34 protein-coding genes are annotated in these 21946 nt (G+C 74.2%); 14 read left to right on the forward strand and 20 right to left on the reverse strand.

All coding sequences use genetic code 11. The features are described from left to right. Nucleotides 1-19 precede the first annotated feature (19 nt). Nucleotides 20-148 carry a hypothetical protein gene (locus tag ACFE60_RS00305; RefSeq protein WP_375386829.1) on the forward strand — a complete coding sequence of 43 codons (129 nt, stop codon included), beginning with the start codon at nt 20-22 and terminating at the stop codon, nt 146-148. A gap of 176 nt (nt 149-324) precedes the next feature. On the opposite strand, the gene ACFE60_RS00310 is transcribed toward ACFE60_RS00305, so the two are convergent. From ACFE60_RS00310 to ACFE60_RS00365, 12 genes are all read right to left on the reverse strand, one after another. Then, nucleotides 325-855 carry a TspO/MBR family protein gene (locus ACFE60_RS00310; RefSeq protein ID WP_375386830.1) on the reverse strand — a complete coding sequence of 177 codons (531 nt, stop codon included), beginning with the start codon at nt 853-855 and terminating at the stop codon, nt 325-327. A gap of 146 nt (nt 856-1001) precedes the next feature. Further along, a complete protein-coding gene (locus ACFE60_RS00315) occupies nt 1002-1355 on the reverse strand; it encodes an ATP-dependent DNA ligase (protein WP_375386831.1) in 354 nt (117 codons plus the stop codon). Between the two features lie 117 nt (nt 1356-1472). Next, nucleotides 1473-1763 carry a hypothetical protein gene (locus tag ACFE60_RS00320; RefSeq protein ID WP_375386832.1) on the reverse strand — a complete coding sequence of 97 codons (291 nt, stop codon included), beginning with the start codon at nt 1761-1763 and terminating at the stop codon, nt 1473-1475. 86 nt (nt 1764-1849) lie between these two features. After that, entirely contained in the window at nt 1850-2014 is a 165-nt protein-coding gene (locus tag ACFE60_RS00325) for a hypothetical protein (protein ID WP_375386833.1), read from the reverse strand. A gap of 142 nt (nt 2015-2156) precedes the next feature. Continuing rightward, a complete protein-coding gene (locus ACFE60_RS00330; RefSeq protein WP_375386834.1) occupies nt 2157-2723 on the reverse strand; it encodes a hypothetical protein in 567 nt (188 codons plus the stop codon). A gap of 43 nt (nt 2724-2766) precedes the next feature. Next, nucleotides 2767-3654 (reverse strand): manganese catalase family protein, encoded by an 888-nt coding sequence (locus tag ACFE60_RS00335; RefSeq protein ID WP_375386835.1) that lies wholly within the window; start codon nt 3652-3654, stop codon nt 2767-2769. Between the two features lie 130 nt (nt 3655-3784). After that, nucleotides 3785-3991 carry a hypothetical protein gene (locus ACFE60_RS00340; RefSeq protein ID WP_375386836.1) on the reverse strand — a complete coding sequence of 69 codons (207 nt, stop codon included), beginning with the start codon at nt 3989-3991 and terminating at the stop codon, nt 3785-3787. Between the two features lie 68 nt (nt 3992-4059). Further along, nucleotides 4060-4182 (reverse strand): hypothetical protein, encoded by a 123-nt coding sequence (locus ACFE60_RS00345; protein WP_375386837.1) that lies wholly within the window; start codon nt 4180-4182, stop codon nt 4060-4062. A gap of 118 nt (nt 4183-4300) precedes the next feature. Next, complete coding sequence (locus ACFE60_RS00350; RefSeq protein WP_375386838.1) at nt 4301-5548, reverse strand: FAD-binding protein; 1248 nt, start codon at nt 5546-5548, stop codon at nt 4301-4303. 36 nt (nt 5549-5584) lie between these two features. Continuing rightward, a complete protein-coding gene (locus ACFE60_RS00355; RefSeq protein ID WP_375386839.1) occupies nt 5585-5896 on the reverse strand; it encodes a hypothetical protein in 312 nt (103 codons plus the stop codon). Further along, on the reverse strand, nt 5893-6480 hold the full coding sequence (locus tag ACFE60_RS00360) for a hypothetical protein (protein WP_375386840.1): 588 nt from the start codon (nt 6478-6480) through the stop codon (nt 5893-5895). The genes ACFE60_RS00355 and ACFE60_RS00360 overlap by 4 nt, the downstream gene beginning before the upstream one ends. Then, entirely contained in the window at nt 6477-7037 is a 561-nt protein-coding gene (locus tag ACFE60_RS00365) for an RNA polymerase sigma factor (protein WP_375386841.1), read from the reverse strand. The genes ACFE60_RS00360 and ACFE60_RS00365 overlap by 4 nt, the downstream gene beginning before the upstream one ends. Nucleotides 7038-7196: 159 nt before the next feature. Here ACFE60_RS00365 and ACFE60_RS00370 point away from each other — a divergent pair, with 159 nt between their 5' ends. The 6 genes from ACFE60_RS00370 to ACFE60_RS00395 are packed head-to-tail and all read left to right on the forward strand — an operon-like array spanning nt 7197 to nt 9597. Beyond that, nucleotides 7197-7667 carry an Asp23/Gls24 family envelope stress response protein gene (locus tag ACFE60_RS00370; protein WP_375386842.1) on the forward strand — a complete coding sequence of 157 codons (471 nt, stop codon included), beginning with the start codon at nt 7197-7199 and terminating at the stop codon, nt 7665-7667. After that, entirely contained in the window at nt 7664-7855 is a 192-nt protein-coding gene (locus ACFE60_RS00375; protein ID WP_375386843.1) for a hypothetical protein, read from the forward strand. Before ACFE60_RS00370 ends, ACFE60_RS00375 begins: the two co-directional genes overlap by 4 nt. Then, on the forward strand, nt 7852-8214 hold the full coding sequence (locus ACFE60_RS00380) for a hypothetical protein (RefSeq protein ID WP_375386844.1): 363 nt from the start codon (nt 7852-7854) through the stop codon (nt 8212-8214). The genes ACFE60_RS00375 and ACFE60_RS00380 overlap by 4 nt, the downstream gene beginning before the upstream one ends. Beyond that, nucleotides 8211-8792, forward strand: a complete 582-nt coding sequence (locus tag ACFE60_RS00385; RefSeq protein WP_375386845.1) for a hypothetical protein — start codon at nt 8211-8213, stop codon at nt 8790-8792. The genes ACFE60_RS00380 and ACFE60_RS00385 overlap by 4 nt, the downstream gene beginning before the upstream one ends. Further along, nucleotides 8789-9385 (forward strand): hypothetical protein, encoded by a 597-nt coding sequence (locus ACFE60_RS00390; protein ID WP_375386846.1) that lies wholly within the window; start codon nt 8789-8791, stop codon nt 9383-9385. Before ACFE60_RS00385 ends, ACFE60_RS00390 begins: the two co-directional genes overlap by 4 nt. A 41-nt stretch (nt 9386-9426) precedes the next feature. Beyond that, nucleotides 9427-9597, forward strand: a complete 171-nt coding sequence (locus ACFE60_RS00395) for a CsbD family protein (protein WP_375386847.1) — start codon at nt 9427-9429, stop codon at nt 9595-9597. A 36-nt stretch (nt 9598-9633) separates the two neighbouring features. On the opposite strand, the gene ACFE60_RS00400 is transcribed toward ACFE60_RS00395, so the two are convergent. After that, entirely contained in the window at nt 9634-9819 is a 186-nt protein-coding gene (locus ACFE60_RS00400) for a hypothetical protein (protein ID WP_375386848.1), read from the reverse strand. A gap of 170 nt (nt 9820-9989) precedes the next feature. On the opposite strand from ACFE60_RS00400, the gene ACFE60_RS00405 reads away from it, so the two are divergent. Together ACFE60_RS00405 and ACFE60_RS00410 are read left to right on the forward strand one after the other, a co-directional pair. Next, nucleotides 9990-11369, forward strand: coding sequence for a protein kinase (locus tag ACFE60_RS00405; protein WP_375386849.1), 1380 nt, complete (start codon nt 9990-9992; stop codon nt 11367-11369). Between the two features lie 31 nt (nt 11370-11400). Then, entirely contained in the window at nt 11401-11712 is a 312-nt protein-coding gene (locus tag ACFE60_RS00410) for a TfoX/Sxy family protein (RefSeq protein WP_375386850.1), read from the forward strand. A 122-nt stretch (nt 11713-11834) separates the two neighbouring features. On the opposite strand, the gene ACFE60_RS00415 is transcribed toward ACFE60_RS00410, so the two are convergent. After that, nucleotides 11835-12404 carry a hypothetical protein gene (locus ACFE60_RS00415; RefSeq protein ID WP_375386851.1) on the reverse strand — a complete coding sequence of 190 codons (570 nt, stop codon included), beginning with the start codon at nt 12402-12404 and terminating at the stop codon, nt 11835-11837. A gap of 186 nt (nt 12405-12590) precedes the next feature. Here ACFE60_RS00415 and ACFE60_RS00420 point away from each other — a divergent pair, with 186 nt between their 5' ends. From ACFE60_RS00420 to ACFE60_RS00430, 3 genes are all read left to right on the forward strand, one after another. Continuing rightward, nucleotides 12591-13283: a response regulator transcription factor gene (locus tag ACFE60_RS00420; protein ID WP_375386852.1), complete on the forward strand. Its 693-nt coding sequence runs from the start codon at nt 12591-12593 to the stop codon at nt 13281-13283. After that, on the forward strand, nt 13280-14686 hold the full coding sequence (locus ACFE60_RS00425) for a sensor histidine kinase (protein WP_375386853.1): 1407 nt from the start codon (nt 13280-13282) through the stop codon (nt 14684-14686). Before ACFE60_RS00420 ends, ACFE60_RS00425 begins: the two co-directional genes overlap by 4 nt. 87 nt (nt 14687-14773) lie before the next feature. Continuing rightward, nucleotides 14774-15745 (forward strand): helix-turn-helix domain-containing protein, encoded by a 972-nt coding sequence (locus ACFE60_RS00430; RefSeq protein ID WP_375386854.1) that lies wholly within the window; start codon nt 14774-14776, stop codon nt 15743-15745. 6 nt (nt 15746-15751) lie between these two features. Here ACFE60_RS00430 and ACFE60_RS00435 read toward each other — a convergent pair whose 3' ends face one another. From ACFE60_RS00435 to ACFE60_RS00445, 3 genes are all read right to left on the reverse strand, one after another. Then, nucleotides 15752-16162 carry a Sec-independent protein translocase TatB gene (locus ACFE60_RS00435; protein WP_375386855.1) on the reverse strand — a complete coding sequence of 137 codons (411 nt, stop codon included), beginning with the start codon at nt 16160-16162 and terminating at the stop codon, nt 15752-15754. 4 nt (nt 16163-16166) lie between these two features. Beyond that, complete coding sequence (locus ACFE60_RS00440) at nt 16167-16403, reverse strand: twin-arginine translocase TatA/TatE family subunit (RefSeq protein WP_375386856.1); 237 nt, start codon at nt 16401-16403, stop codon at nt 16167-16169. Between the two features lie 112 nt (nt 16404-16515). Then, nucleotides 16516-17493, reverse strand: a complete 978-nt coding sequence (locus ACFE60_RS00445; RefSeq protein ID WP_375386857.1) for a ferritin-like domain-containing protein — start codon at nt 17491-17493, stop codon at nt 16516-16518. A gap of 337 nt (nt 17494-17830) precedes the next feature. Here ACFE60_RS00445 and ACFE60_RS00450 point away from each other — a divergent pair, with 337 nt between their 5' ends. Continuing rightward, nucleotides 17831-18295 (forward strand): phage tail protein, encoded by a 465-nt coding sequence (locus ACFE60_RS00450; RefSeq protein WP_375386858.1) that lies wholly within the window; start codon nt 17831-17833, stop codon nt 18293-18295. A gap of 156 nt (nt 18296-18451) precedes the next feature. On the opposite strand, the gene ACFE60_RS00455 is transcribed toward ACFE60_RS00450, so the two are convergent. Next, entirely contained in the window at nt 18452-19366 is a 915-nt protein-coding gene (locus tag ACFE60_RS00455) for a hypothetical protein (protein ID WP_375386859.1), read from the reverse strand. A gap of 65 nt (nt 19367-19431) precedes the next feature. Further along, nucleotides 19432-20481: an AI-2E family transporter gene (locus ACFE60_RS00460; protein ID WP_375386860.1), complete on the reverse strand. Its 1050-nt coding sequence runs from the start codon at nt 20479-20481 to the stop codon at nt 19432-19434. Between the two features lie 124 nt (nt 20482-20605). On the opposite strand from ACFE60_RS00460, the gene ACFE60_RS00465 reads away from it, so the two are divergent. Then, entirely contained in the window at nt 20606-21625 is a 1020-nt protein-coding gene (locus tag ACFE60_RS00465) for a zinc-binding dehydrogenase (protein WP_375386861.1), read from the forward strand. 12 nt (nt 21626-21637) lie between these two features. Here the strand turns inward: ACFE60_RS00465 and ACFE60_RS00470 are convergent, their stop codons facing one another. Beyond that, nucleotides 21638-21859 carry a hypothetical protein gene (locus tag ACFE60_RS00470; RefSeq protein ID WP_375386862.1) on the reverse strand — a complete coding sequence of 74 codons (222 nt, stop codon included), beginning with the start codon at nt 21857-21859 and terminating at the stop codon, nt 21638-21640. Nucleotides 21860-21946: the final 87 nt, after the last annotated feature.

The raw sequence follows: 21946 nt of genomic DNA on the forward strand, positions 1-21946 counted from the left end.
GTACATCGAGCTGGAGGTCATGGGCGTCGAGCACGGCGCGATGCCCGGCGACTGGCTCGTGGTCACGGGCGTCCAGGCCAAGACGTCGGTGTGGTTCATCGACGACGCCACGTTCGAGAAGTACTTCGAGGAGACGGCGGCGGGCTGAGCCCGGCGGGCGATGAGCCGCGGCGGAGTCGTCGCGCGGTGCTCCCACCACGTCGCGCGATGCTCCGACCTCCGCGCCGTAGGCAGACCTACCGCGCGGAGGTCACTGCTACCGCGCGAAGGTCACTGCTACCGCGCGAAGGTCACTGCGGCGCGAGCGTGCATCGACCTCGGCGGCTACGGCAGGCCGACCTGCAGCAGCGTGTCGGCGCCGGACAGCACGGTGCCGAACAGCAGCCAGGCGAGCACGGCGACGAGCAGCACCGAGGCCGCGCGCGACACGCGCCACGCGGAGATCGCCGCCGCAGCGGTGACGACGTCGAGCAGGACGATGACGCCGAACACCGCCCACAGCCATGTGCCGCCCACCGCCGCCTGCGCCATGAACGCCAGCAGCCACACCGCCTGCAGCACCAGCTGCACCCAGTAGGCGATCAGCGGCGCTCCCGACGCGGACGACGTGCGGCGGGCCCGCAGCAGCAGCCAGCCGGCCAGCGCATCGGCGCAGTACACCAGCGTCCACACCGCGGTGAAGACGGACAGGTGCGGGGTCCAGTCCGCGCGGGGACTGCTGGTGAACCAGCTGCTGACGAGCGAGGTGGTCGACAGCAGGCCGAGCGCCGACAGCGCGGCCGCGATCGCGAGGAACGGCAGCAGGAGGATCGTCCCCGTCGAACGCGGGTGCGATTCGGTCTGCGCGTAGGACATGGGTGCTCCCGAACGTGTGGACTGGAGCACGCAGGGTGGCAGAGGGAAGGGGTTCGGCGCTACGGGTGGCGCAGAACGACATCGTCTGCTCGGGAGACGAGCGACCGGGGTGCGACCCGTGCCAGCGGAGGCGTCGGCCTCCGCGCTCAGCGCACGGCGTGGTGCGCCGCGACGGGCCGGTGGTTCGCCCCGGTCGCCGCGATGAGGCCGCCGTCGACGTCCGTCACGACGAGGCCCCTCGGGCTCTCCGCCGATCGGGTGAGCCGATCCACCCAGGCCTGATCGACGGCCGGCACGCGCGAGCCGTCGAACTTGAAGAAGACCGGGTTCGACGGCGTGAGCCACCACGCGCTGCGGCCGTCGCCGATGGCGATGGAGTCGATCCAGGACATCGGGAAGGACTCCCCGCGCCGGAACTTCTGCATGATGACGATCTGCAGGTGCGACAGCGTGCGGTCGTCGAACTCGACGATCGCGTGCCCGTACGAAAGCGTGCCCACAGCGACCTCCCGACCTCCCGACCATACGGCCGGATGTCCGAGAAGCGCAGGGGCGATCCGGGACGCGCAGTCGATCCTCAGCGCCGTCCCGCCTGGAGCGCGGGCTGCGGGCCGCGCTCAGTCCGCGTTCGTCGGAAGCTCGAACGCAGCCATCCGGCGGTCGATGTACGCGAGGGCGGCGGCGTTGTCCGGTTCGGGCAGCACGGACTCGGTGCTCTCGGCGACCAGCGTCACGCCGGAGTTCAGCAGGAGGAGCAGGCGCACCTCCTCGCCGTCGACGCCGATGGCCTGGATCGCGAGGTCGTCGGCGCTGTTCGTGCGGCCCAGCGACGCCGCGTAGCGGACGAGCGCGTCCGCGATCGCGTCGCCGATCAGGACGGATTTGTCGGCGACGGTGAGGTGCTGCATGCGTCGACCGTAGGCATGGGGATCCGCAGCGACCACGGGTTGCCACGGGACGCGATCCGTGCCCGACGGGACGGCATCCGGGGCGGTCAGATCTCGACGAGCCCGCAGGCCGGGCAGCGCAGGACGGCGGACTCGGAGCGCAGCGTCACCGGCTGCAGGGGCGCGCCGCAGGCCAGGCAGTCCGGCTCGATGAGCAGCGGGGGCGCGATCGCCGACGGCTCATCGGGCTCGGAGGGCAGCGGCCCAGGCATGGGCCGAGTCTCCGCGCCCGAGGCGGGAAGCGGAGGGGGTTGCAATCGACGCCCGAACGTGGCACTGCGGGGCGCGGACGCGCGACGGCGTAGATCGGGGCGGGCAGGGGTCGTCCCCGTCCGCCCCGATGAGGTCGCGCCGCTACCGGCCGACGAGGCCCTTGGCCTTCGCCCCGACCTGGCGGGCCCACCCGGCGGCGGGACGCTGCTGCTCGCCCTGCTGGGCGCCGAGCACGATGAGCACGCCGGTGAGCACCGGGATCGCCCACTGGGTCAGCTGCTCCACCCGCTGGGCGGACTTCAGCTGCTTCGAGGCGTCCGCGCCCGGCTCCGTGACGCCGGGAGCGCCCTCGTCGGAGTGCTTGAGGATCGCCGCGCCGGCGAGTCCGCCCATGATGCTGGCGGCACCGGCCGCCGCGGTCACGAGCGTCTTGACGACCGAGTTGGTGCGGGCCTCGCCCTGGACGGCGAGCCGCCCGCGGTTCGTGATGATGAGCCCGATGCCGCCGACGCCGTGCACGGCGATCGCGGCGAGCTGGACGGGCGTCCACTTCGCCCAGCCGATCGAGGAGACGCGGAGGCGCTCGGTCGGGTCCTTCGCAGCGGCGGCGCCGCCGTTCAGGCCGACGGCGCCCATCAGGCTGCCGCCGAACCAGGCGGCGACCCCCACGTCGTGGAGGCTGCGGAGGAACGTGTTCCGTTCTGACATGAACGACCTTTCGATGGTGTGCGGTGGACCAGCGGCGCCGGCGCTACTTCTTGGAGACCGTGTCCTTGACGACGCCCTCGGCCTTCTCGAGCAGGTTCGGCTTCGTCGACGTGCCGAACAGCCGCGGGTCCGGCTGGGTGGGGGGCGGGAAAGCGGCGGTCTTCTTCGGGTATGGCGCGTCCTCGTAGGAGAAGGTGCCGACGCCGTCCGGCGTCCGGCCGTTCGCCCACGAGCCCTCCTTCGCGGCGGCACCGTCGGAGAAGTTGATGAACTGGTACTCGACGTCGGAGTTCTCGTTCGATCGCGGGAAGTTGCTGGGGACCGGGAAGTCCTCGATCTTCTCCGCCCGCAGCTCCTCCGCCGCGGCGGTCCATTGCTGCTGGTGCACGGTGTCGCGCGCGATGAGGAACGAGAGCATGTCGCGGACGCCCTTGTCGTCGGTCATCTCGTAGATCCGCGCCACCTGCACGCGGCCCTGCATCTCCGCGTTCGCGTTGGCGGTGAAGTCGGCGAGCAGGTTGCCGCTCGCCGTGATGTACGAGGCCTGCCACGGGTTGCCGTTGCTGTCCACCGGCCGGACGCCGGCGCCCGCGACGATCGCCGCCTGCACGTCGGTCCCGCCGAGGATCGCGCCCACCGTGGGGTCGGCGTTGATCGCCGCCTCCGACTGCTCGACGGGCAGCTTCTCGAGCAGCTGGGCGATCATCACGGCGATCATCTCGACGTGGCTGAACTCCTCCGCCGCGATGCCGAACAGCAGGTCCCGGTACTTGCCGGGGAGGTGCGAGTTCCAGGCCTGGAACGAGTACTGCATCGCGACGGTGATCTCGCCGTACTGGCCGCCGAGGATCTCCTGCATGCGCCGCGCGTACACCGCGTCGGGCTTCGACGGCTTCGCCGTGTACTGCAGCTCCTGCTTGTGGAAGAACATGGGGTCCCCTCCTCCGTCCGACGATCTGCCGGAGGGTGGCGGCGACGGTACGGAGCCCCTCCTGGCAGGAGCCGGTTCCGTACCGGGGGCTTGACTTCCCAGCCGCCCGGCCGCGGAGGAGGTTGCGGAATCAGGCGCCGCTGCGCTCGACCCGGACGCGGACGGACTCGGGGTCGATGATCTCGAGGCCCGCCTCCCACGCATGCCCGCGGATCAGGCCCGCGAGGGCGTCGGCGAGCCGCGGCTCGTCCGCTCCGTCCAGCCGTCTCGGATCGGAGACCCACACGTCCGCGAGGACGGAGACACGGTACGGACCGGAGGCAGCAGCGTCGCTCATGACCGGAGGGTAGGACCGGGGCGCGCGGGCGGCCCGAGGTCGCAGCAGACGCGGAGGGAGCAGCGCGCTCAGCGGGTGCTGGAGGACCCGTCGGTCGGCTTCAGGCCGAGGCGCGCGCGCACCTTCGGGTTGCGCAGCAGCCGGGTCGCGATCGGGATGATGATCGGCAGGAGCCGGAGGAGGCGGGCCATCGGGGTCTCGCTTCTGTCGGTGCGGCCGGCGCGCGGAGGCCCGCGGCCGGAGCCCGCACCGTACAAGCCGCACCTGCGGCGGGCTGCGTGCGCGCTGTCCGGCGCCTGTGGGCGTCGGTCAGGGCCGCACGATGCGCTCGAGGAACGGGCCGCGGAACACGCCGTCGGGATCCTCGCGGTCGAGCAGGTCCCGGAACTCCGGCAGCCGCGGGTACAGCGCGGCGATCGCGTCGCCGCCGAGCGACGACATCTTGCCCCAGTGCGGCCGCTGGCCGAACGGCGCGAGGGCCTCCTCCACCGCCACGACCAGCGCGGCCACCTGCTCCGGATGCTTGCGCCACGTGAAGGCGATGCACAGCACGTCCTCACCCTGCGTCGGGCTCAGCCACTGGGAGTCGCCGGACACCGTCCGCAGCTCCGCCGTGTGCAGGTGCGGGCGGATGCGGTCGCCGAGGGCCGCGACCGCGTCGAGCGCCGCCGCTCCCCGGCCGAACGGGACGAAGTGCTCGCTCTGGATCTCGGAGCCGTTCGACGGCGTCCCGCTGATCAGGAAGTGCGGCAGGCGGTCGCACCACGCGCCGACGGTGCCGTCGACCGGCGTCGACCAGTCCGACGGCGCGCGCGGAGGCAGCCGCCGGGCGCCGAGCAGGTCGTCCGGCACCGGGACATCGTCCGCGCCGGCCGGCACCCGGGTCTTCAGCAGCACCTCGCGCACGCGGCCGTCCCACTCCGTGAAGAGGCACACGCTGTACGCGGCGCCGAACACCTCCGGCAGGTGGTCGAGGAACACGTCCCACGGCAGGTCGGCGTAGGCGTCCTGCCGCATCCGGTAGGAGGGCTGCACGTCGAGCGTCAGGCGGGCGGCGATCCCGAGCGCGCCGAGCGCCACCACGCTGCCGTCGAAGTCCGCGTCGCCGCGCCGCACCGTGCGCAGCGCGCCGGTCGGGCCGATGATCTCGACCGCGGCGACGGCGGAGGAGAGCGCGCCCAGCCCGAGCCCCGAGCCGTGGGTCGCCGTGGCGGTGGCGCCGCCGACCGAGATGTGCGGCAGCGAGCCCATGTTGTGCAGGGCCAGTCCCTGGCGCTCCAGCTCGACCGCGACGACGCCGTAGCGCGAGCCGGCGGACACCGTCGCGGTGCGGCGGTCGGCCGCGACCTCCACCTGCGTCGGCAGCCCGGTGAGGTCGACGAGCAGGCCGGGCCCGTCGGCGACGTCGTTGAAGGAGTGCCGGGTGCCGAGCGGCCGGACGTGGTCGCTCGCGGCGACCAGCTCGGCCGCCTCCTCCAGCGACTCCGGCCGGACGATGCGCTTCGCGAGGTACCCGTAGGTGCCGGCCCAGTTCAGCTCGCGTTCGACGTCGACCACCGGTCCATTCTGCGCGCGGGGGCGGCGCAGCGCCCCTCAGTCGATCGCGGCGACCTCGAGCTCGAGCGCGAACCCCTCGGATCCGAGCGCGGCCGCCACCGCCGCGGTGACGTCCGCGACGACCCTGCTGGAGGGGACCGACCTCGCGACGGCGAGGCGGGCCACGATCCGCACCGTGTCGCCGTCGACCTCGACGCGGACGCTCCCGCGGTCCCCCGCCGCGCCCCGGGAGACGACGGCGCGCACCACGGCGGCGGCGGCGCGGTCCGGGAAGACCGCCTCGACGCCGTCGACCGCGGCGATCGCGCGTGTCAGCCGGTCGGCCTGCTCGGCGGACGCGGCGGTCATCGGCCTCGGCCGTTCGCCGGCGAGGCGATCAGCTGCACGACGTCCACGTCGATCGTCCCGACGGCGAACGGCAGGTGGTCCGGCAGGGCGCGGTGCAGCGAGCGCCGGAAAGCGGCGACAGCGGCGGGCAGCCCGGCGCCGTGGACCAGGGCGACGTCGACGGACAGCGGCGCGGGGTCGCCGATCCCGATCCGCACCGCGCCGACGAGCAGGCCGGGCACCTCGTCGCCGATCGAGCGGATGAGCCCGCGGATCGCGGCCTCCGTCACGACGGCGTCGACGCGCGGATCCTCGACGGTGATCGGGAAGCGCCGGCCGGCCCGGGTGTCGACGGGCAGCGCGGCCAGCACGGCGCCGATCCAGTCGCGCCCGCCCGACGCGCCGGCGTCGCCCTCCTCCAGGTACGACCCCGCGACGTCCCGCAGGCGCTGCAGCGCGGCGAGCGCGAGCCGGCAGGCGGGCGAACGGTCGATCGACGGATCGGCGGGCTCGCACCCCGCCTCGAGGTAGTCCGTCAGCTCGTCGACCGTGTGCCCGTCGAGGTCCTCGGGCTCCAGGCGCAGGACGGCGGCCGGATCGCTCATCGGTGCCCTCCCATCCGGGCCAGGATGCTCTTCCGCGCGGCCGCCAGGGCGCCCCGGACGGTGCTCTCCGGGATGGCGAGGTGCTCCCCGATCTCGGCGTAGGTGTAGCCGCCCAGCTCGCGGAGGACCCAGCATCGCGCCTGTTGCTGAGGGAGGGCGTCGAGCGCGGCGCGCAGATCCTGCTGCAGGTCGACCCGCTGCGGCTCCTGGTCGCCGCGGGCGGCGAGCGCCGACTCGTCCGGCAGCTCGACGTGCGCCGGCCGGGCCGTCACCACCCGCAGGGCCTCCCGGGTCGCGATCCGGATCAGCCACGCGCGGACCTTCGCGGGCTCGGCGATCGTGTCGAGCCGGCGCCAGGCGATGAGCGCCGTCTCCTGCAGCACGTCGTCGGTGTCGGCGGCGTTCCGCGTCAGGCGGCCGACGTAGCCGTGCAGCGTGCGGTCGTGCCGGCGCAGGAGCAGACCGAACGCGCGGACGTCGCCGTCGCGGGCACGGGCGACGAGGAACGCGTCGTCCGCGCACTCGAGCGCCGAGGCGTTCTCCGGATCGAGCCCCACGGCGGAAGCATCCCGCATCCCCCCTGGGCGCTGTGGGCTCCGAACCCCGCTTGCTGAGAACCACCTGCGAGTCGCCCGGACGGCGTGACGTCCGCGGTGCCGCGGCGCTCTATCCAGGTGCCGGGGCAGCCCTCGGCATCACCCATCCGAAGGAGCACCATGTCGAACACGACGCCCGCCTCGAGCCCGTCCGCGACCCGGACCAGCAGCCGGACGGTCGCTGCGGTCACCGACAGCCTGAACGCGGACACCACCCACGGCACCACGACCGTCGACGACTCCGTCGTCGCGAAGATCGCCGGCATCGCCGCCCGGGAGGTCCCGGGCGTGCACGACCTGGGCGGCGGCGCCGCTCGCGCGATCGGCGCCCTGCGCACCCGGATCAACCAGGCCGACCAGGCGCAGGGGATCTCGGTCGAGGTCGGCGAGACGCAGGCCGCCGTCGACGTGATCGTCGTGGCCGAGTACCCGATCCCGCTGCACCACGTCGCCGACGGCATCCGCACCGCCGTCACGACCGCGATCGAGACCCTCGTCGGCCTCGAGGTCACCGAGGTGAACGTCACCATCGCCGACGTGCACATCCCCTCCGACGACGACAGCGCCGACGAGGCGCCGCGCGTCCAGTGACCACCACGCAGACCGGCATGGCCGTCGCGGCCGTGCTCGCGATCGTCTGGATCGCGTTCACCTTCGGCGCGATGGTCCTCGTCGCGCTCGCGATCGTCCTCGGCGCGCTCGTCGGGCGCTACCTGGAGGGCCGGCTGGACGTGTCGGGCATCGTGTCCGCGGTGCGCGGCCGGCGCAGCTCCTCGTGAGCGGCGCCCGGCCCGCCGGCGGCCGGACCGTCGTCACCGCGCGGGCCATCGAGCGGGTGGTCCGTGCGGTGACCGCCGACCAGTTCGGCGTCGCGGCGAAGGCGGTGTCTGCCGAGCTGACGGACCAGGGCGGCGACCTCGAGCTGGCGGTGCGCACGCCGATCCGGGTCGTCCCGATCGGCCGCGTGCAGGACGACGAGCGCGCCCTCGACCGGGCGGGAGGCAGCGTCCTGGACCGCGCGGCCCGCGGCGAGGCCGCGATCGTCGAGCAGGTCGGCACGATCACCGGCTCGAGGGTGGCCCGGCTCGCGCTGCGCTTCACCGCAGCGGAGATCAAGCAGGAGAGGCGGGTGCGATGAGCACCGATCGACGGATGCGGGACCGCGTCCTGCGCCGCGAGCTGCACTCCTCCAGGTCCGGGCTCGCGATCCCCCTCGCGGTGCTCGCGATCGTCGCCCTCGCGTGGCTCGGCACGGAGTCCGTGCTCGCCGCGCTCGGGCGGCCCGCCCTGCTGCTCTCGCCGACGGCGATGGCGACGGGCATCCGGGGCCTTCCGTCGGTCCAGTCGGGCCTGCTCGTCGCCGCCGGCGCCGTCTCGGCCGTCCTCGGCCTCGTGCTGGTCGCCGCAGCGCTGACGGCGGGCCGGCGTGGGCGCCACATCATCCCCGCGGGGCGCACCGCCGCCGTCGTCGACGACGAGGTCATCGGCTCCGCCCTGGTGCGCAGGGCCGCGGCGGTCGCCGGGGTGAGCCCCGACCGCGCCGTCGCCGACGTGGGCCGCCGCTCCGCGACCGTGCGGATCGTCCCCATCTCCGGGATCGCCATCGACCGGGCCGCTGTGGACCGCGCGGTCGCGGAGGCGGCCGACGGCTTCGGCGTCTCACCGTCGATCCGCACCCGGGTCGTCATCGACAAGAAGGGGAAGGTCGGCGGATGAACAGCACCAACCGGGCGCTGAACCGTCTGGTGATCCTCGTCGTCGGGCTGCTGCTCGTCGCGGCGGGCGGCACGGCCGTCGCGCTCGCCGCAGCGCCGGACGTCGCCGCGCGGTGGCGCGCGGTCGCGAAGGAGCTCGCGGGCGGCGCGCAGCCGTGGGTCGCCGATCCGGTGATCGGCACGGCGAGCGCGCTCGTGCTCGGGATCGCCGCCGTCGCCGCGGCGCTCGTCGTCCTGCTGCTCGCCTTCGTGCTGCGGCAGGGGCGCGGCCGCTCGGCGGCCGCCCTGCAGCAGCGGGACGGGACGGCGACCACGCGCATCGACCTGGCCGTCCCGCGAGCGCTGCTCGAGGAGCACCTGGGCGCGCGCGACGAGCTCGTCGGCGTGCGGATCAGCGCCTACGAGGTCCGTGGCACGCCGATGCTGAAGATCACCGCGCGCTGCCGTCGCGGGGTCTCCCCCGGCGACGTCTCGGCACTCGTCGGCCGCGCGGTCGAGGACCTCGAGCGCATCCTCGGCACCGACGTGCCGACCTTCGTCCAGCTGACCGGCGGGTTCCGCGCCGGCCGGACGACCCGACCCCAGGTCGCCTGACCTGGACCACAGAAGAAGAAGGCAGAACGAGAGGACGTGCCGTGGCACTGGACGACAGGATCAAGAACGCCGCCGAGGACCTGGTCGGCAAGGCCAAGGAGGCCGTCGGCAAGGCGACGGACGACGAGCAGCTGGAGGCCGAGGGCAAGGCCGACCGGACGAAGGCGCACATGAAGCAGACCGGCGAGGACATCAAGGACGTCTTCCGCTGATCCTCCCGCTCCGCGTCCTCCGCTTCGGCGAGCGGGTCAGCGCCTGCGGGTCAGCTCGCATGCGAGCATCGAGCCGATGATCGCGACGAACGCCAGCAGCGTCGTGGCGATCATCGGCTCGCACCTGCCGTAGAGCGAGCGGCGGCTGTAGCGCTGGGGCACCACGATGCCGTCGTCCAGCTCCGCGAGCAGGCGATCGAGCGACATCGGGGCGGCGGTCATCGCCGCACGGTAGGAGCGGTCCCCGAGCACCCGCTGCGAACGCAGCACGGGTGGTCGCGGCGGGGCCCGATCGCGCATCGCAGCGCGGAACCGGGACCTCCCCCGCTCTGGCAGGATCACTGCCGGACCTCGTGATCCGAGGGATCGACCCGTCGAAGGAGGAGGGTGGGATGACCGATGCGCACCCCGGCACCGCACCCGTTCCCGCCGCGACCGTCGTCGCCGGGCGGTACCGCGTCACCGAGCTGATCGGGCGGGGCGGCCGCGCCTCCGTCTACGCGGCTGCCGATCCGCTGCTGGACCGGCAGGTCGCGGTCAAGGTGTTCCGGGACACCGCGACCGCCGCCGAGGACCTGCGCCTCCAGGAGGCGGAGGCCCGGGTGATCGCCGGGCTGAACCACTACGCCCTGACCACGCTCTTCGACGCCGGCGTCGACACCACGGACGGGGCGCGGCCGCGCATCTACCTCGTGATGGAGCGGATCCCGGGCGTCGACCTGCGCCGGCACCTCGCCGAGCACGGACCGCTCACGCCGGCGCAGGTCGCCTACCTCGGCTTCGACCTCGCCGAGGGGCTGCAGCACGTGCACGAGCACGGCTTCCTCCACCGGGACATCAAGCCCGCCAACGTGCTGCTGGCCGACCGCGGCATCGACACCCGCCTGCGCGGCAAGCTGAGCGACTTCGGCATCGCCTCGATCATCGGCGTCCCCGATCCGGGCGAGGCCACGAGCGGCACCGTCGCCTACCTCAGCCCCGAGCAGGTCGACGGGCAGGAGCCCACGCCCGCGTCCGACGTGTACGCCCTCGGTCTGGTGCTGCTCGAGGCGCTCACCGGCCGGGTGGCGTACCCCGGTGACCGCGACGTCTCCGCGTTCGCGCGGCTCGAGCGGGACGCCGAGGTGCCGGCGACCGTCCCCGCGGCGCTCGCCACGATCCTCCGCGGCATGACCGCCCTGCTGCCGGAGGACCGCCCGGACCTGGGCGAGGTCGCGCTCGCGTTCCAGAGCGCGTACGTGCAGGACCTCGTCGACGCGAAGAGGGTGTCGGCGGCGGTGCTGGCCTCGGACGAGGAGCGGCGGCTCGCGGCCGTGCGCCGCTACGACATCCTCGACACCCCGCCGGACGACGCGTTCGACCGGATCACCCATCTCGCCTGCCGGCTGCTTCGGGTGCCGGTCGCGCTCGTGTCGATCATCGACGCCGACCGGGAGTGGTTCAAGTCGCGGCGCGGGATCGAGATCGCCGAGCTCGACCGGGACCTCGCCGTCTGCGCCACGACCGTCGCGACCGGGTCGCCGCACACCATCGCCGACGTGGCGCTCGAGACGGACCTGCCCGGCAACCCGCTGACGCAGGGCGAGTACCACGGGTACGCCGCCGTCCCGCTGCGCACCGGCGACGGCCACGCGATCGGCACGCTGTGCGTCTTCGACTCCCGGCCGCGCGCGTTCGACGCGCAGGAGATCGACGACCTGGAGCAGCTCGCCGCCGTGGCGATGCGCGAGCTCGACCTGCGGCTCGCGAGCCGCCGGGCGGTGTTCGGCTGATCGTGTCGCCGGCCGCCGCCACACTGGGTCGGTGAGCACGTCGAAGGCGGTCGCCGACGCGATCGTCCTGCAGCTGCAGCAGGTCGCCGACGTCCGGTCGCGGGCGATGATGGGCGGGCGGCTGATCTACGCCGACGAGGTCCTGGTCGGGCAGATCAACGAGGACGAGCTGTTCGTCAAGGCGAGCGCGTTCGTCGACGAGTACGCGCCGGAGCTCGAGCGGCGACCGCCGTACGACGGCGCGAAGCCGGCCGCGGTGGTTCCGACGGGCCGGCTCGACGACCAGGGATGGCTGCGCGGCCTGCTGGCCGGCTCCGTGGAGGCGCTGCGCGGGAAGCGCTGACCGCCCGGGCGGGTCCGCTGATCGGTCGCTCCGCTGCGGGGGCCTTCCGCGACTCCGGGGGCCGTCCGCCGCGCCCCATCAGTCGCGGACGGCCCCCGCAGCGGGTGGGTCCGCGCGCGCGGTCAGGATCCGGCGGACGGCGCGGCGCTCGGCGCGGCCGACGGCTGCTCCGGTCCACCAGTGGGACCGTTTCCGCCGTCGGGACCGCTTCCGCCGGCGGGACCGCGGCCGTCGGGCCGGGGGCCGTCGCCGTGGCGGCCCGGGCCGCCCTTCGGCCCGGCGGGCTCGCCGATCGTCACGGACGTCGCGTCGAGGCTCGTGCCGTCCGACGCGACCGTCCCGGTCGCCTCGATGTGCGCGCCCTTCGTGATCGCCGACGCCTCGGCGCTCGCGCCGTCCTCCGTCACCGCGACGTCGCCGGCGAGCACGATCGTGCGCGTGAACCCGTCGCGGTCCTGCACCGTCACGGTGCTGCCAGCGACGGTGAGCACGGTGCCGCCGATGTGCGGCGCGTGCTCCCGCGGACCGCGGCCCGGCCCGGCCGGGGCGCCCGTCGCGGAGGCGGACGGGCTGGGCGTCGGCGCGGTGTCCGCCATCGCGGCGGTCCCGACGCCCACCGCGCCGGCGAGCGCGAGGCCGGCGGCGCCGACGATCACCGCGGTGCGCCGCGAGGGCTTCCTGAGTTCCTGCATGGTCGTGTCTCCTCCGGTCGGTGCCGCAGCTGCGGCGCCTCCCAGACCACGACGGCCGGCTGAAGCGGCCCTGAAGCGGAGGGGGCCTTCAGCGTCGCCTCAGGCCGCGGCGACTCTTGGCGGATCCATCGCCGGCCCATCACCCGCTTCAGTCCTGCTTCAGCCCGGACGGCGATCGTCGGACGGGTGCCCTCCTCCGCTCGCGTGCTCGTCGTCGAGGACGATCCCCTGATCCGCGAGTCCGTGGCGGCCGCGCTGGGTCGCGCGGGTCTCGCCTGCCTGGCGGTGCCGGACGGCTCCGGCCTGGCCGCCGCGGCCGCGGACTTCCGGCCCGACCTCGCGCTGCTCGACGTCTCCCTGCCCGGTCCGGCCGACGGGTTCGCGCTCGCCCGCGCGCTGCGCCGCGAGCGAGACGTGGCGGTCGTGTTCGTGACCGCGCGCGACTCCGGCAACGATCGGCTGGCGGGCTTCGGACTCGGTGCCGACGACTACGTCGTGAAGCCCTTCGTGATGGAGGAGCTGATCGCCCGGGTGCGCGCGGTGCTGCGGCGGCTCGGTCGCGTGCCCGCGACGCTCGACCTCGGCGACCTGACGATCGACGAGCGCAGCAGCGAGGCCGTGCGGGCCGGGACGCTGCTCGACCTCACCGCGACGGAGTACCGCCTGCTCGTCCACCTCGCGCACGAGCGCGGCCGCATCCTGTCGAAGACGCAGCTGCTCACGCAGGTGTGGGGCTACGACGACTACGACCCGAACCTGGTGGAGGTGCACGTCAGCGCGCTGCGCAGGAAGCTCGAGCCCCACGGGCCGCGGATCCTGCACACGGTCCGCGGGTTCGGCTACGTGCTGCGCCCGGTCGACGGGTCGGCGGCGGCATGAGGACGCCGTCGCTGCGCCGGCGGGTCGTGCTGTGGTCGGTCGGCGTCCTCACGCTCCTGCTGCTCGTGGTCGGGATCGGCGTGGACCTGGTGCTCGGCACGGCCCTGCGCGCCGACCAGCGGGACCGCCTGCAGTCGGTCGCGGCCCTCGCCTCCCAGCTGACCGGCGTCACCGACCAGTCGCTCGCCGACCGGCTGAGCATGCCGGGCATCGAGGCGCACGTCGTCTACGCGTCGGGGGCCGAGACGGTCGTCGGCGTCCCGGAGGCGCCGCCGCGCGGGCATCGCGGCCCACCCGCGCCGCGGACCGCGAGCACGGACGCGACGATCACGGTCGTGTCCGAGGGCGGCCGCCTCGTGGCGACGCAGACCCTCCGGCCGGGGGTCCGGCTGCAGCTGACCACCGACAGCACCCAGATCGACGCGATCCTGCTGCGCTTCCGGGTGATCATGGCCGGTGCGAGCGCCGGGGCCGTCCTGCTCGCCGCCCTGCTGCTCCCCCTCGTGCTGCGGCGCGCGATGCGGCCGCTCGCCGCCCTGACCCGCGCGGCGCAGGAGACGGCCGCCGGCGGCCGCGGCCGGCGGCTCGAGCCGCAGCAGCCGGGCACCGACCTCGGCAGCGCGGCGGCGCAGTTCGACGCGATGCTGGAGGAGCTGGAGGGGGCGGAGGCGCGCGCGGCCGCCTCCGCCGACCGGCTCGGCCGCTTCCTCTCCGACGCGTCGCACGAGCTGCGCACCCCGCTCGCCGGCGTCTCCGCGGGCGCCGAGCGGCTGATCCGCGATCCCCTCGGGGACGAGGAGCGGGACCGGGTCGTGATCTCCATCGTGCGGGAGGCGCGCCGCGCCGGCCGGCTGGTCGACGACCTGCTGCTGGTGTCGCGGCTCGGCGAGATCCGGGTGCACCCGCTTCCCCGCTCCGTCCGCGCGATCGTCGACGACGCGGCCGAGCGGGCCGGTCAGCAGCGTCGGCCGCTCGAGATCACGACGGCCGGCCCCGACGCCCTGCTCGACGTCGACCGGCAGCGCCTCGACCAGGTGCTCGCGAACCTGATCGGCAACGCGCGGAACGCGGGCGCCCGGCGACTGGTGATCCGCACGGTCCTCACCGCCGGGGAGGTGCACCTGCGGGTCTCCGACGACGGGCCCGGGATCGCCGCCGAGTGCCGGGAGCTCGTGTTCGAGCGGCTGGTACGCCTGGATCCGGCGCGATCCGCCGCGAGCGGCGGGGCCGGTCTCGGGCTCCCCATCGCCCGCGGGCTGGTGGAGGCGCACGGCGGCACCCTGCGCTGCGTCGCGCCCGCCGACGGCGACCTGCCGGGTGCGGTGCTCGTGCTGCGCCTGCCGCGGCCCGCGGTCGCGCAGCCGGCCGCCGTCGACCCGTCCCCCGCGGCGGCGCACGCCTGAGTCGTTCCTGAGCATCCGCACCCCGGCGTCCCTCCGCCGCGAACGCCGTGGGGTGGGGTTCGGCCCGACCGGTGCGGGAGGCGATGGATGGCGATCGACGCAGCGCACCGCGCCGACGACCCCGTGCACGTCGCGACGACGGATCCCAACCGGGCGGCGGCCCTGCTCGGCCACTCCTTCCCGGGGATCGCGCTGGCGGCTCCGGAGGACGGCCCGGGGTTCTCGTTCGCCTACGACCGCGCGAGCGACGGGCGGCTCGCCGTCCACCGCCTCCGGCTGGCCGGCTCGGCGACGGCCGACGGCTCCATGGGCCCCGGCGTGCGGGCGGCCCGGGTGCGCGGGGGCCGGTTCGCGCTCGAGTACGGCAGGACCGCGATCGACACGGCGGTGCCCTACCTCCGGCCGGCCGGCCGCTCGTCCGCGCAGCTGCAGGACGCGCACGTGCAGCTGATCGAGATCGACCCGCAGGCGTTCGCGGCGGCGGCGTTCCGGCACCTGGAGGGGACGGGACGCAGCGTGCGGACGCCCTCCGCGGCGGACGCCGGCCCGATCCTCCGCGCCCTGCTGCCCGCGTGGGAGCGGATCGCCGATCTCGCGGTGTCGGTCGCGTTCGACGACCCGGCGTTCGCCTCACCGCTCATCCGAGCAGGCCTGATCGATCTGGTCGTCGCAGGACTGCTCGCGACCTTCCCGCTGACCGCCGAGACCGGCGTCGCGGGGCGGCACGGCGCGGGACCGGCCGCGGTGCGCCGCGCCGTCGCGCACATCGACGAGCACCTGGCGGAGCCGCTCGACGTCGGGGCGATCGCGGCCGCGGCCGGGCTGCCGGTCCGCACGCTGCAGACGGCGTTCCGCTCGCAGATCGGCGTCGCGCCGATGGCGCGCGTGCGGCAGCGGCGGCTGGCCGCGGTACGCGACGAGCTCGCGCGGGCCGAACCCGGCTCCGGCGTCACGGTCGCGGAGGTCGCGCACCGGTGGGGGTTCGCGCACCTGGCGCGGTTCGCCGAGCAGTACCGCCGCGTCTACGGCGAGAACCCGTCGGAGACGCTGCGGCACTGAGCGGCGTCAGGAGCCCAGGTCGTAGTGGGCCGCGGGCGCCGTCCGCCGCGGCTGCTCGGCCAGGGCGCGCGCCTCGGCGAGCTCGAGGAGGTCGGGCTCCGCCGCGTCGATCGCGGCCGCGTCGATCGCCGAGGGACCGCCGCCCGCGCGCACCGGCACCGGCGCGTCGGCCGAGGAGTTCCAGGCGTCCGCGATCAGGCGGCGCGGGTGGTAGCGACGCGGGTCCAGTGTCGCCCAGTCGACGTCGTCGAACTCCGGGCCGAGCTCGCTCGTCACGCGCCCCTTGGCGTCGTCCAGCATCCGGCGCGCGACGCGCACCCACTTCGCGAGCTGCGCCGCGTACTGCGGCAGCTTCTCGGGCCCGAGGAGGAACAGGGCGATCACGCCGATGACGAGCAGCTTGCCGGGGTCGAGCACGGTGCTACCGCACCGCCGTCGCGACCGGCGCCTCGGTGGCGACGACCTCCGCCTCGGCGCCGGCCGGCGTCCGGTCGGCGGCTGAGGGCTTCGGGTCGGCGTCGGGGCCGAGCTCGGAGCGCAGGACCTTCACGGACTGGCCGAGGCCCTTCGCCAGCTGGGGCAGCTTCGTCGCGCCGAACAGCAGCACGAGGACGGCGACGATGACGAGCAGGTGGACACCGGTGAGGCCAGCGAGCACGGGGGACTCCTTCGAACGAGGTCGAGCATGGTTCGGCGCCGCCACCCGGATCGACGGGTGGCGGCGCCGAGGTCGTACCGGTCGCGCAGAACCGCGCGACCGGTACGGGGTGTCAGTTGCCGAAGCTGGTCGAGTTGACCGCGCCGTTGACGCCGTTCGGGTAGAACCCGCCCTTGGTGGCGTTCGTCTCGGGGGTCAGGTAGACGATGTTCAGCACGTGGCCCGGCGTGCGGCCGTACGCGATGCTGTTCTTGTCCGTCGGGACCAGGTTGGACGGGTTGGACGGCTTCCAGCCCGCGTCGAGCCCGCTCTTGATGCCCTGGTCGTCGTTGCTCTTCCCGTCGAGGGAGTCGCGCGCGTCGGACAGCTTCTGCACGATGCCGTAGACGGCGTGGTTCTTCTCCGCCTCGCCGTAGAGGACGGTGCGGACGGCACCGGCGTGGTACGCCTCGACCGCGAGGATGCCGGCAGCGGCGTCCAGGTAGGTCTTGTTCGTGATGAGGCCCGCGCCGCCCTTGTAGGCCGTGACGCCGACGTCCTCGAAGAGGAAGGCGGCGAGCAGGAAGTTCGTGTCGTTCGCGAACGCGTCGAACTTCTGGCCCTTCTTGATCACGCCGGCCGCGGTCGCCGCCGCGGTGAAGGCCGCGTCGAGGGCGATCTTCGGCCGCGCCACCGCGGAGGCGCCGAGGGCGCTGCGCAGGAAGCGGACGTGCTCGCGCTCGTCGCGGGCGATCTCACGGGCGTACTTCGCGATCGTCTTGGACTTGAACGGGACCGCGTGGCCGCCGGAGACGGTGCCGTAGGTGCCGGTGCCGCTGACGTCCTTCGAGCTCAGGCCCTCGCCGGTGACGGCGCGGAGGTAGAACTCGGCCTCGAGGTACTCGAGGTTCAGCGCGAAGTTCAGGACGGCGGCGTCGGTCGCGTCGCTCGTCGCGTCGGCCGGAGCCGCGTTCGCCGCGCCGCCACCGATGACGGTCGCCGCAGCGGCGCCCGCACCGGCGACACCGAGCATCGCGAACAGCTTGCGGCGGTCGACGTCGGTGGTCGCGGAACGCTTCACCGCGTCGCTGATGAACTGCTTCTCGTACAAAGGGTTTCTCCTGACGAAGCCGGGGTCTCGGGTCGCGGCGCGACCTGCGGTGTTCGGACTCGGGGTCCGTACGGCTCGAACAGTAGGCAGCGGGAACGCTCATGGACCGAGCCGACTCGCGGCGCGCACGGTTCCGCGGCCCCCCATTTCGGGGGGCATCGGTTCCTCAGCCGCTCCCGGCTATCCGGTGCGCGCCGCCGGTGACCGTTCTGCGCCGTCACCACCTCCGATCGCCTGTGCGGAGCGGGTCGTGGACGTGCGCGGAACGGAGAAGCGGCGCGGTCGGAGCGGGCAGTAACGTCTTGATCGCCCCGCCACCCCGTCGCCTGGAGGTCCCATGCCCACCCCCGTCGACTTCGTCACCGTCTCGACGGCCGGCCTCGAGTCGTCGCCCGTCGCCGACGCGCTCGCCGGCCTGCGGGCCAACGAGGCGCGCTACTTCCGGAACAAGTACGACCACGGGTTCGTGGTCGAACCGGCGAGCGAGGCGCAGGACACCGTGGACTGGGTGCACGGCATCCTGCGGTCCGAGCGCGACCTCGTCATCGCCTCCCGCCCGCTCGAGGCGACGGCGTTCGAGGTCGCCGGCATCCGGATGGCGTACGTGTTCTACGAGAGCGGCCTGTCGATCAATGTGATGTACACGATCGAGGACGCGGGGAAGCGGGCCGTGGGCTTCAAGCTGGCCGACGGGATGGAGGTGCCGCAGGAGCTCGCGTCGACCTTCAAGTTCGCTCGGCAGCGGTCGAAGCTGGCCGGCACGATCCGCGGCTCGTACTTCACGATCAAGCAGGAGCACTGACCGCGCGCTCCGGCGCCCGAACCGTCCAGCGCCCGAGCACTTCAGCAGGAAGAATCCGCTTCGGCAGGAAGAACAGGGCTGGAGCTTCCTGCCAGAGGGAGTTCTTCCTGCCGTCGTGCTCGGGAACTCCTGCCGACGTGCTCGGGGCGGAGGGGGTCAGCGGCGGGTGAAGACGACCACGCGGTTGCGGCCGGGCGGCAGGACGAGGGCGGACAGCTCCGGGTCCTCGACCATGTCGAACGCGGTCTGGTCGCGGTACGCGTCCGGGTTCCCGGCCTCGCGCGGATCGGCGCCGAGCACCACGAGGTAGGTGCGCACGGAGGGGGTCCGCAGGACCGCGGCCTCGAACCCGTTGCCGGCGGGCGGCCACGAGCACAGCACGACCTGCGGCTCGTACCGCCGCAGCGCGGTCTCCGCGTCGGCCCGCTCGACCCAGCCGGGGAAGTCGATCCGCCCGCTCCAGCTGTGGTCGTCGGTCGCCACGACGTCCGCGCCGGCGACCTGGAGGAAGCGGGTCAGCGTCCCGTCGCCTGCCGCGATCTCGACGGCGCGGGTGCCCTCCGCCATCCCGGCGACCCGCCGCACGAAGGCGTCCGAGTAGAAGCACCAGATCCCCCGCGGCCGGACGAGCGGCATCAGCCGGTCGCGCTGCGCTGCGAGCCGCCAGGCGACGCGGAACGACCGCATGCGCACGGGCTTCCGCACGAGCCCGCGGGTGAACAGCACCCGCTGCAGGAGCAGCCCGTCGAACCGGCGGAACCGGATCGCGCCCTGCTCGACGCCGCTCTCGTTCCGATCGCTCGCGGACTGGAGGGCGAGGCGCACCATCCGGCGCTGCACCGCGGTCGACACCTGCTGCGCCTTCGACGGCGCCCGGTCCCGCGGCCCGTTCGGCGCCGGGGTCAGCTCGGCGATCAGCCGGTCGTACCCGGGGCGCCCGGACTCGCTCGCGGTCAGCAGGCGGGCGCGCGCCCGCTCCCACTCCTCCGGGAACCGCTGCTGCAGCTCGTCCAGGTCGCGGTCGGCCCGCAGCCACTCGAGGTGCTGCGCCGGTGTCGCGTCGGCAGCCACCCGTCGACCCTACGGCGCGCCGTCCGCCTCCGGCCGACGCGGTGCCGCGTGCGTCCCGTCCGGTCTCAGCGGAGCGCCTGGCGGGGGATCACGACCTGCTCGAGGATCAGCAGCACCGCCGCGGCGACCGGGATGGCGATGAGTGCGCCGAGGATGCCGAGCAGCGTGCCGCCCGCGAGGGCGGCGACGACCACCACGACGCCCGGCACCTTGACCGCGCGGTTCATGATGTTCGGGCTGAGCACGTATGCCTCGACCTGCATGTAGATCACGTAGTAGACGGCTACCGCGATCCAGGTCGGCGGGTTGCCGGGGACCAGCGCGAGCTGGCCGAGGATCACGATGACGGCCGCGGAGACGGTCCCGACGAGCGGGATGAGGCTGCCGAGGAACGCGATGAACGCGAACACCGCCGGCAGCTTGGCGCCGATGATCGACAGGAAGATGAAGCTGAGCACGCCGTTCACCAGCGCGAGGCTCACCTGGCCGATGACGTAGCGCCCGACGGAGGCGAAGATCTGCTCGGCGATGGCGGAGAACCGCTCGCGCTGCGACATCGGCACCAGCCGGTAGCCGGCGGCCTTGAAGACCGGCAGCGACGCCGCGAAGTAGAGGGTCAGGATGATCACGACGGCCGCGCCGGCGACGCCCTGCGCGACGCCGAGGCCGACCGCGAGCACGCCGCTGCCGATGCTGCCCGCGTTCTTCTGCAGGTACGAGGCGATGTCGGAGATGACCTGCGACACGTCGAAGGACGACCCCAGGAACGCCTGCAGCTGCTGCACGAGCGCCTGCTGCGCCGAGGCGTCGCTGTACTGCGCGATCGTCTTCGCCAGCGACGCCGACTGCGACACGATCAGCGGCACGACCGCGAGCACGAGCGCGGCGACCACGGCGAGCACGAGCACGACGACGACCGCGAGCGCGGCGGCCCTCGGCAGCCGCCGGCGCTGCAGGAAGGCGATGATCGGGTCGAGGCCGAGCGCGAGGAACACCGCGGTCAGGACGTAGGTGAGGATCGTGGCGAGCGAGCCGATCGCCGACCCGATGACGAGCGCGAGCAGCACCCCCAGGCCGCCGAGCAGCCCCACCTGGAACGGGTTCGCGATCTTCATCCGCTCAGCGTCGCGGGAATTCGAATCGAATGGAATTCCGCATTCGGGGGTGCCCATTCGCATTCCGGAAATCGATGCTCACGCGATCGGCTCGGTTCCGCGAGGATCCCTCCATGCCCGATGGATGCGAGCCCCGGTGAAGGCGTTCGTCGTGACCGGTCCGGGCGAGGCCGGGGTGCAGGACCTGGAACCGCCTACGGCCGGACCGGGTGATGTGGTGGTCGACGTCGCCAGGGCCGGCGTGTGCGGCACGGACGTCGAGTTCTTCACCGGGGAGATGCAGTACCTGCACGACGGCTTCGCCGCCTACCCGATGCGCCTCGGCCACGAGTGGTCCGGCACCGTGACCGCGGTCGGCGACGGCGTCGGTGCCGGGTGGCTCGGCCGACGGGTGACGGGCGACACGATGCTCGGCTGCGGCGCGTGCCACCGCTGCCGCTCCGGGAGGCAGCACGTGTGCGCGGCCCGGACGGAGCTGGGCATCCGCGGCGGCCGGGCCGGCGCCCTCGCCGAGCGGGTCGCGGTCCCTGCGAGCGCGCTGCACGCGCTGCCCGACGAGGTCGACGACGCGCTGGGGGCGCTCGTCGAGCCGGGCGGCAACGCGCTGCGGGCGGTCCGGGGCGCCGATGTGCATCCCGGCGGCCGGGTCCTGATCCTCGGCCCGGGCACGATCGGCCTGCTGGCCGCGATGTTCGCGCGCGCAGCGGGCGCGGAGGTGCACCTGCTGGGCGTGGAGCCGCGCTCGCTCGAGTTCGCCCGCTCGCTCGGCTTCGCCGGGGTGTGGCGGCAGGCGGACACGCCGGACCTCCCCTGGGACGCGGTCGTCGACGCGTCGAACGCGTCGCGGCTGCCCGCGACGGCCCTCGACCTCGTCGAGCCGGGCGGCCGCGTCGTGTGCATCGGGCTGGCGGGCTCCCCCAGCCTGGTCGACACCCGCACGATCGCGCTGAAGGACGTCACCGTGGTCGGCGTGCTGAGCGCCTCCCCGGGGCTGGCCGCGACGATCGAGGCCTACGCCCGCGGCGACGTCGACCCGCGGCCGCTGGTCGCGGCGACGCTGCGCCTCGACGACCTCGCGCCCGTGCTCGCGGGCGAGCGGCCGGTGGGAGCGGGCCCTGGCCCCAAGATCCACGTCGCGATCTGACCCGGGGGCGGCCTACCGACGGCCGCGCAGCAGGAAGAGGAGCGGCAGGACGCCGAAGGAGTTCACGAGCAGCAGCGCGGCCGCCCACGCCGGCCTGCTCCCCCGTACCGCGCCCGCGGGCAGCCGGGCCAGCTCGATCAGCGCCGCGATCCTGAGGCCCGCCTCCACGCCTCCGGCGACGCCGAGCGCCTGCCGGACCCGCGGGTCCAGCGCGTTCCACCGCTCCTGCCACATGCCGCCACTGTGACCCTGCACCCGGCGGCGGGGCAAGCGCCGGCGTCGAGGCGTTCATGCGGGCCGACGCGCATCCGGCCGTACAGT

The sequence above is a fragment of the uncultured Amnibacterium sp. genome (genome assembly GCF_964245895.1).
Classification (GTDB): Bacteria; Actinomycetota; Actinomycetes; order Actinomycetales; family Microbacteriaceae; genus Amnibacterium.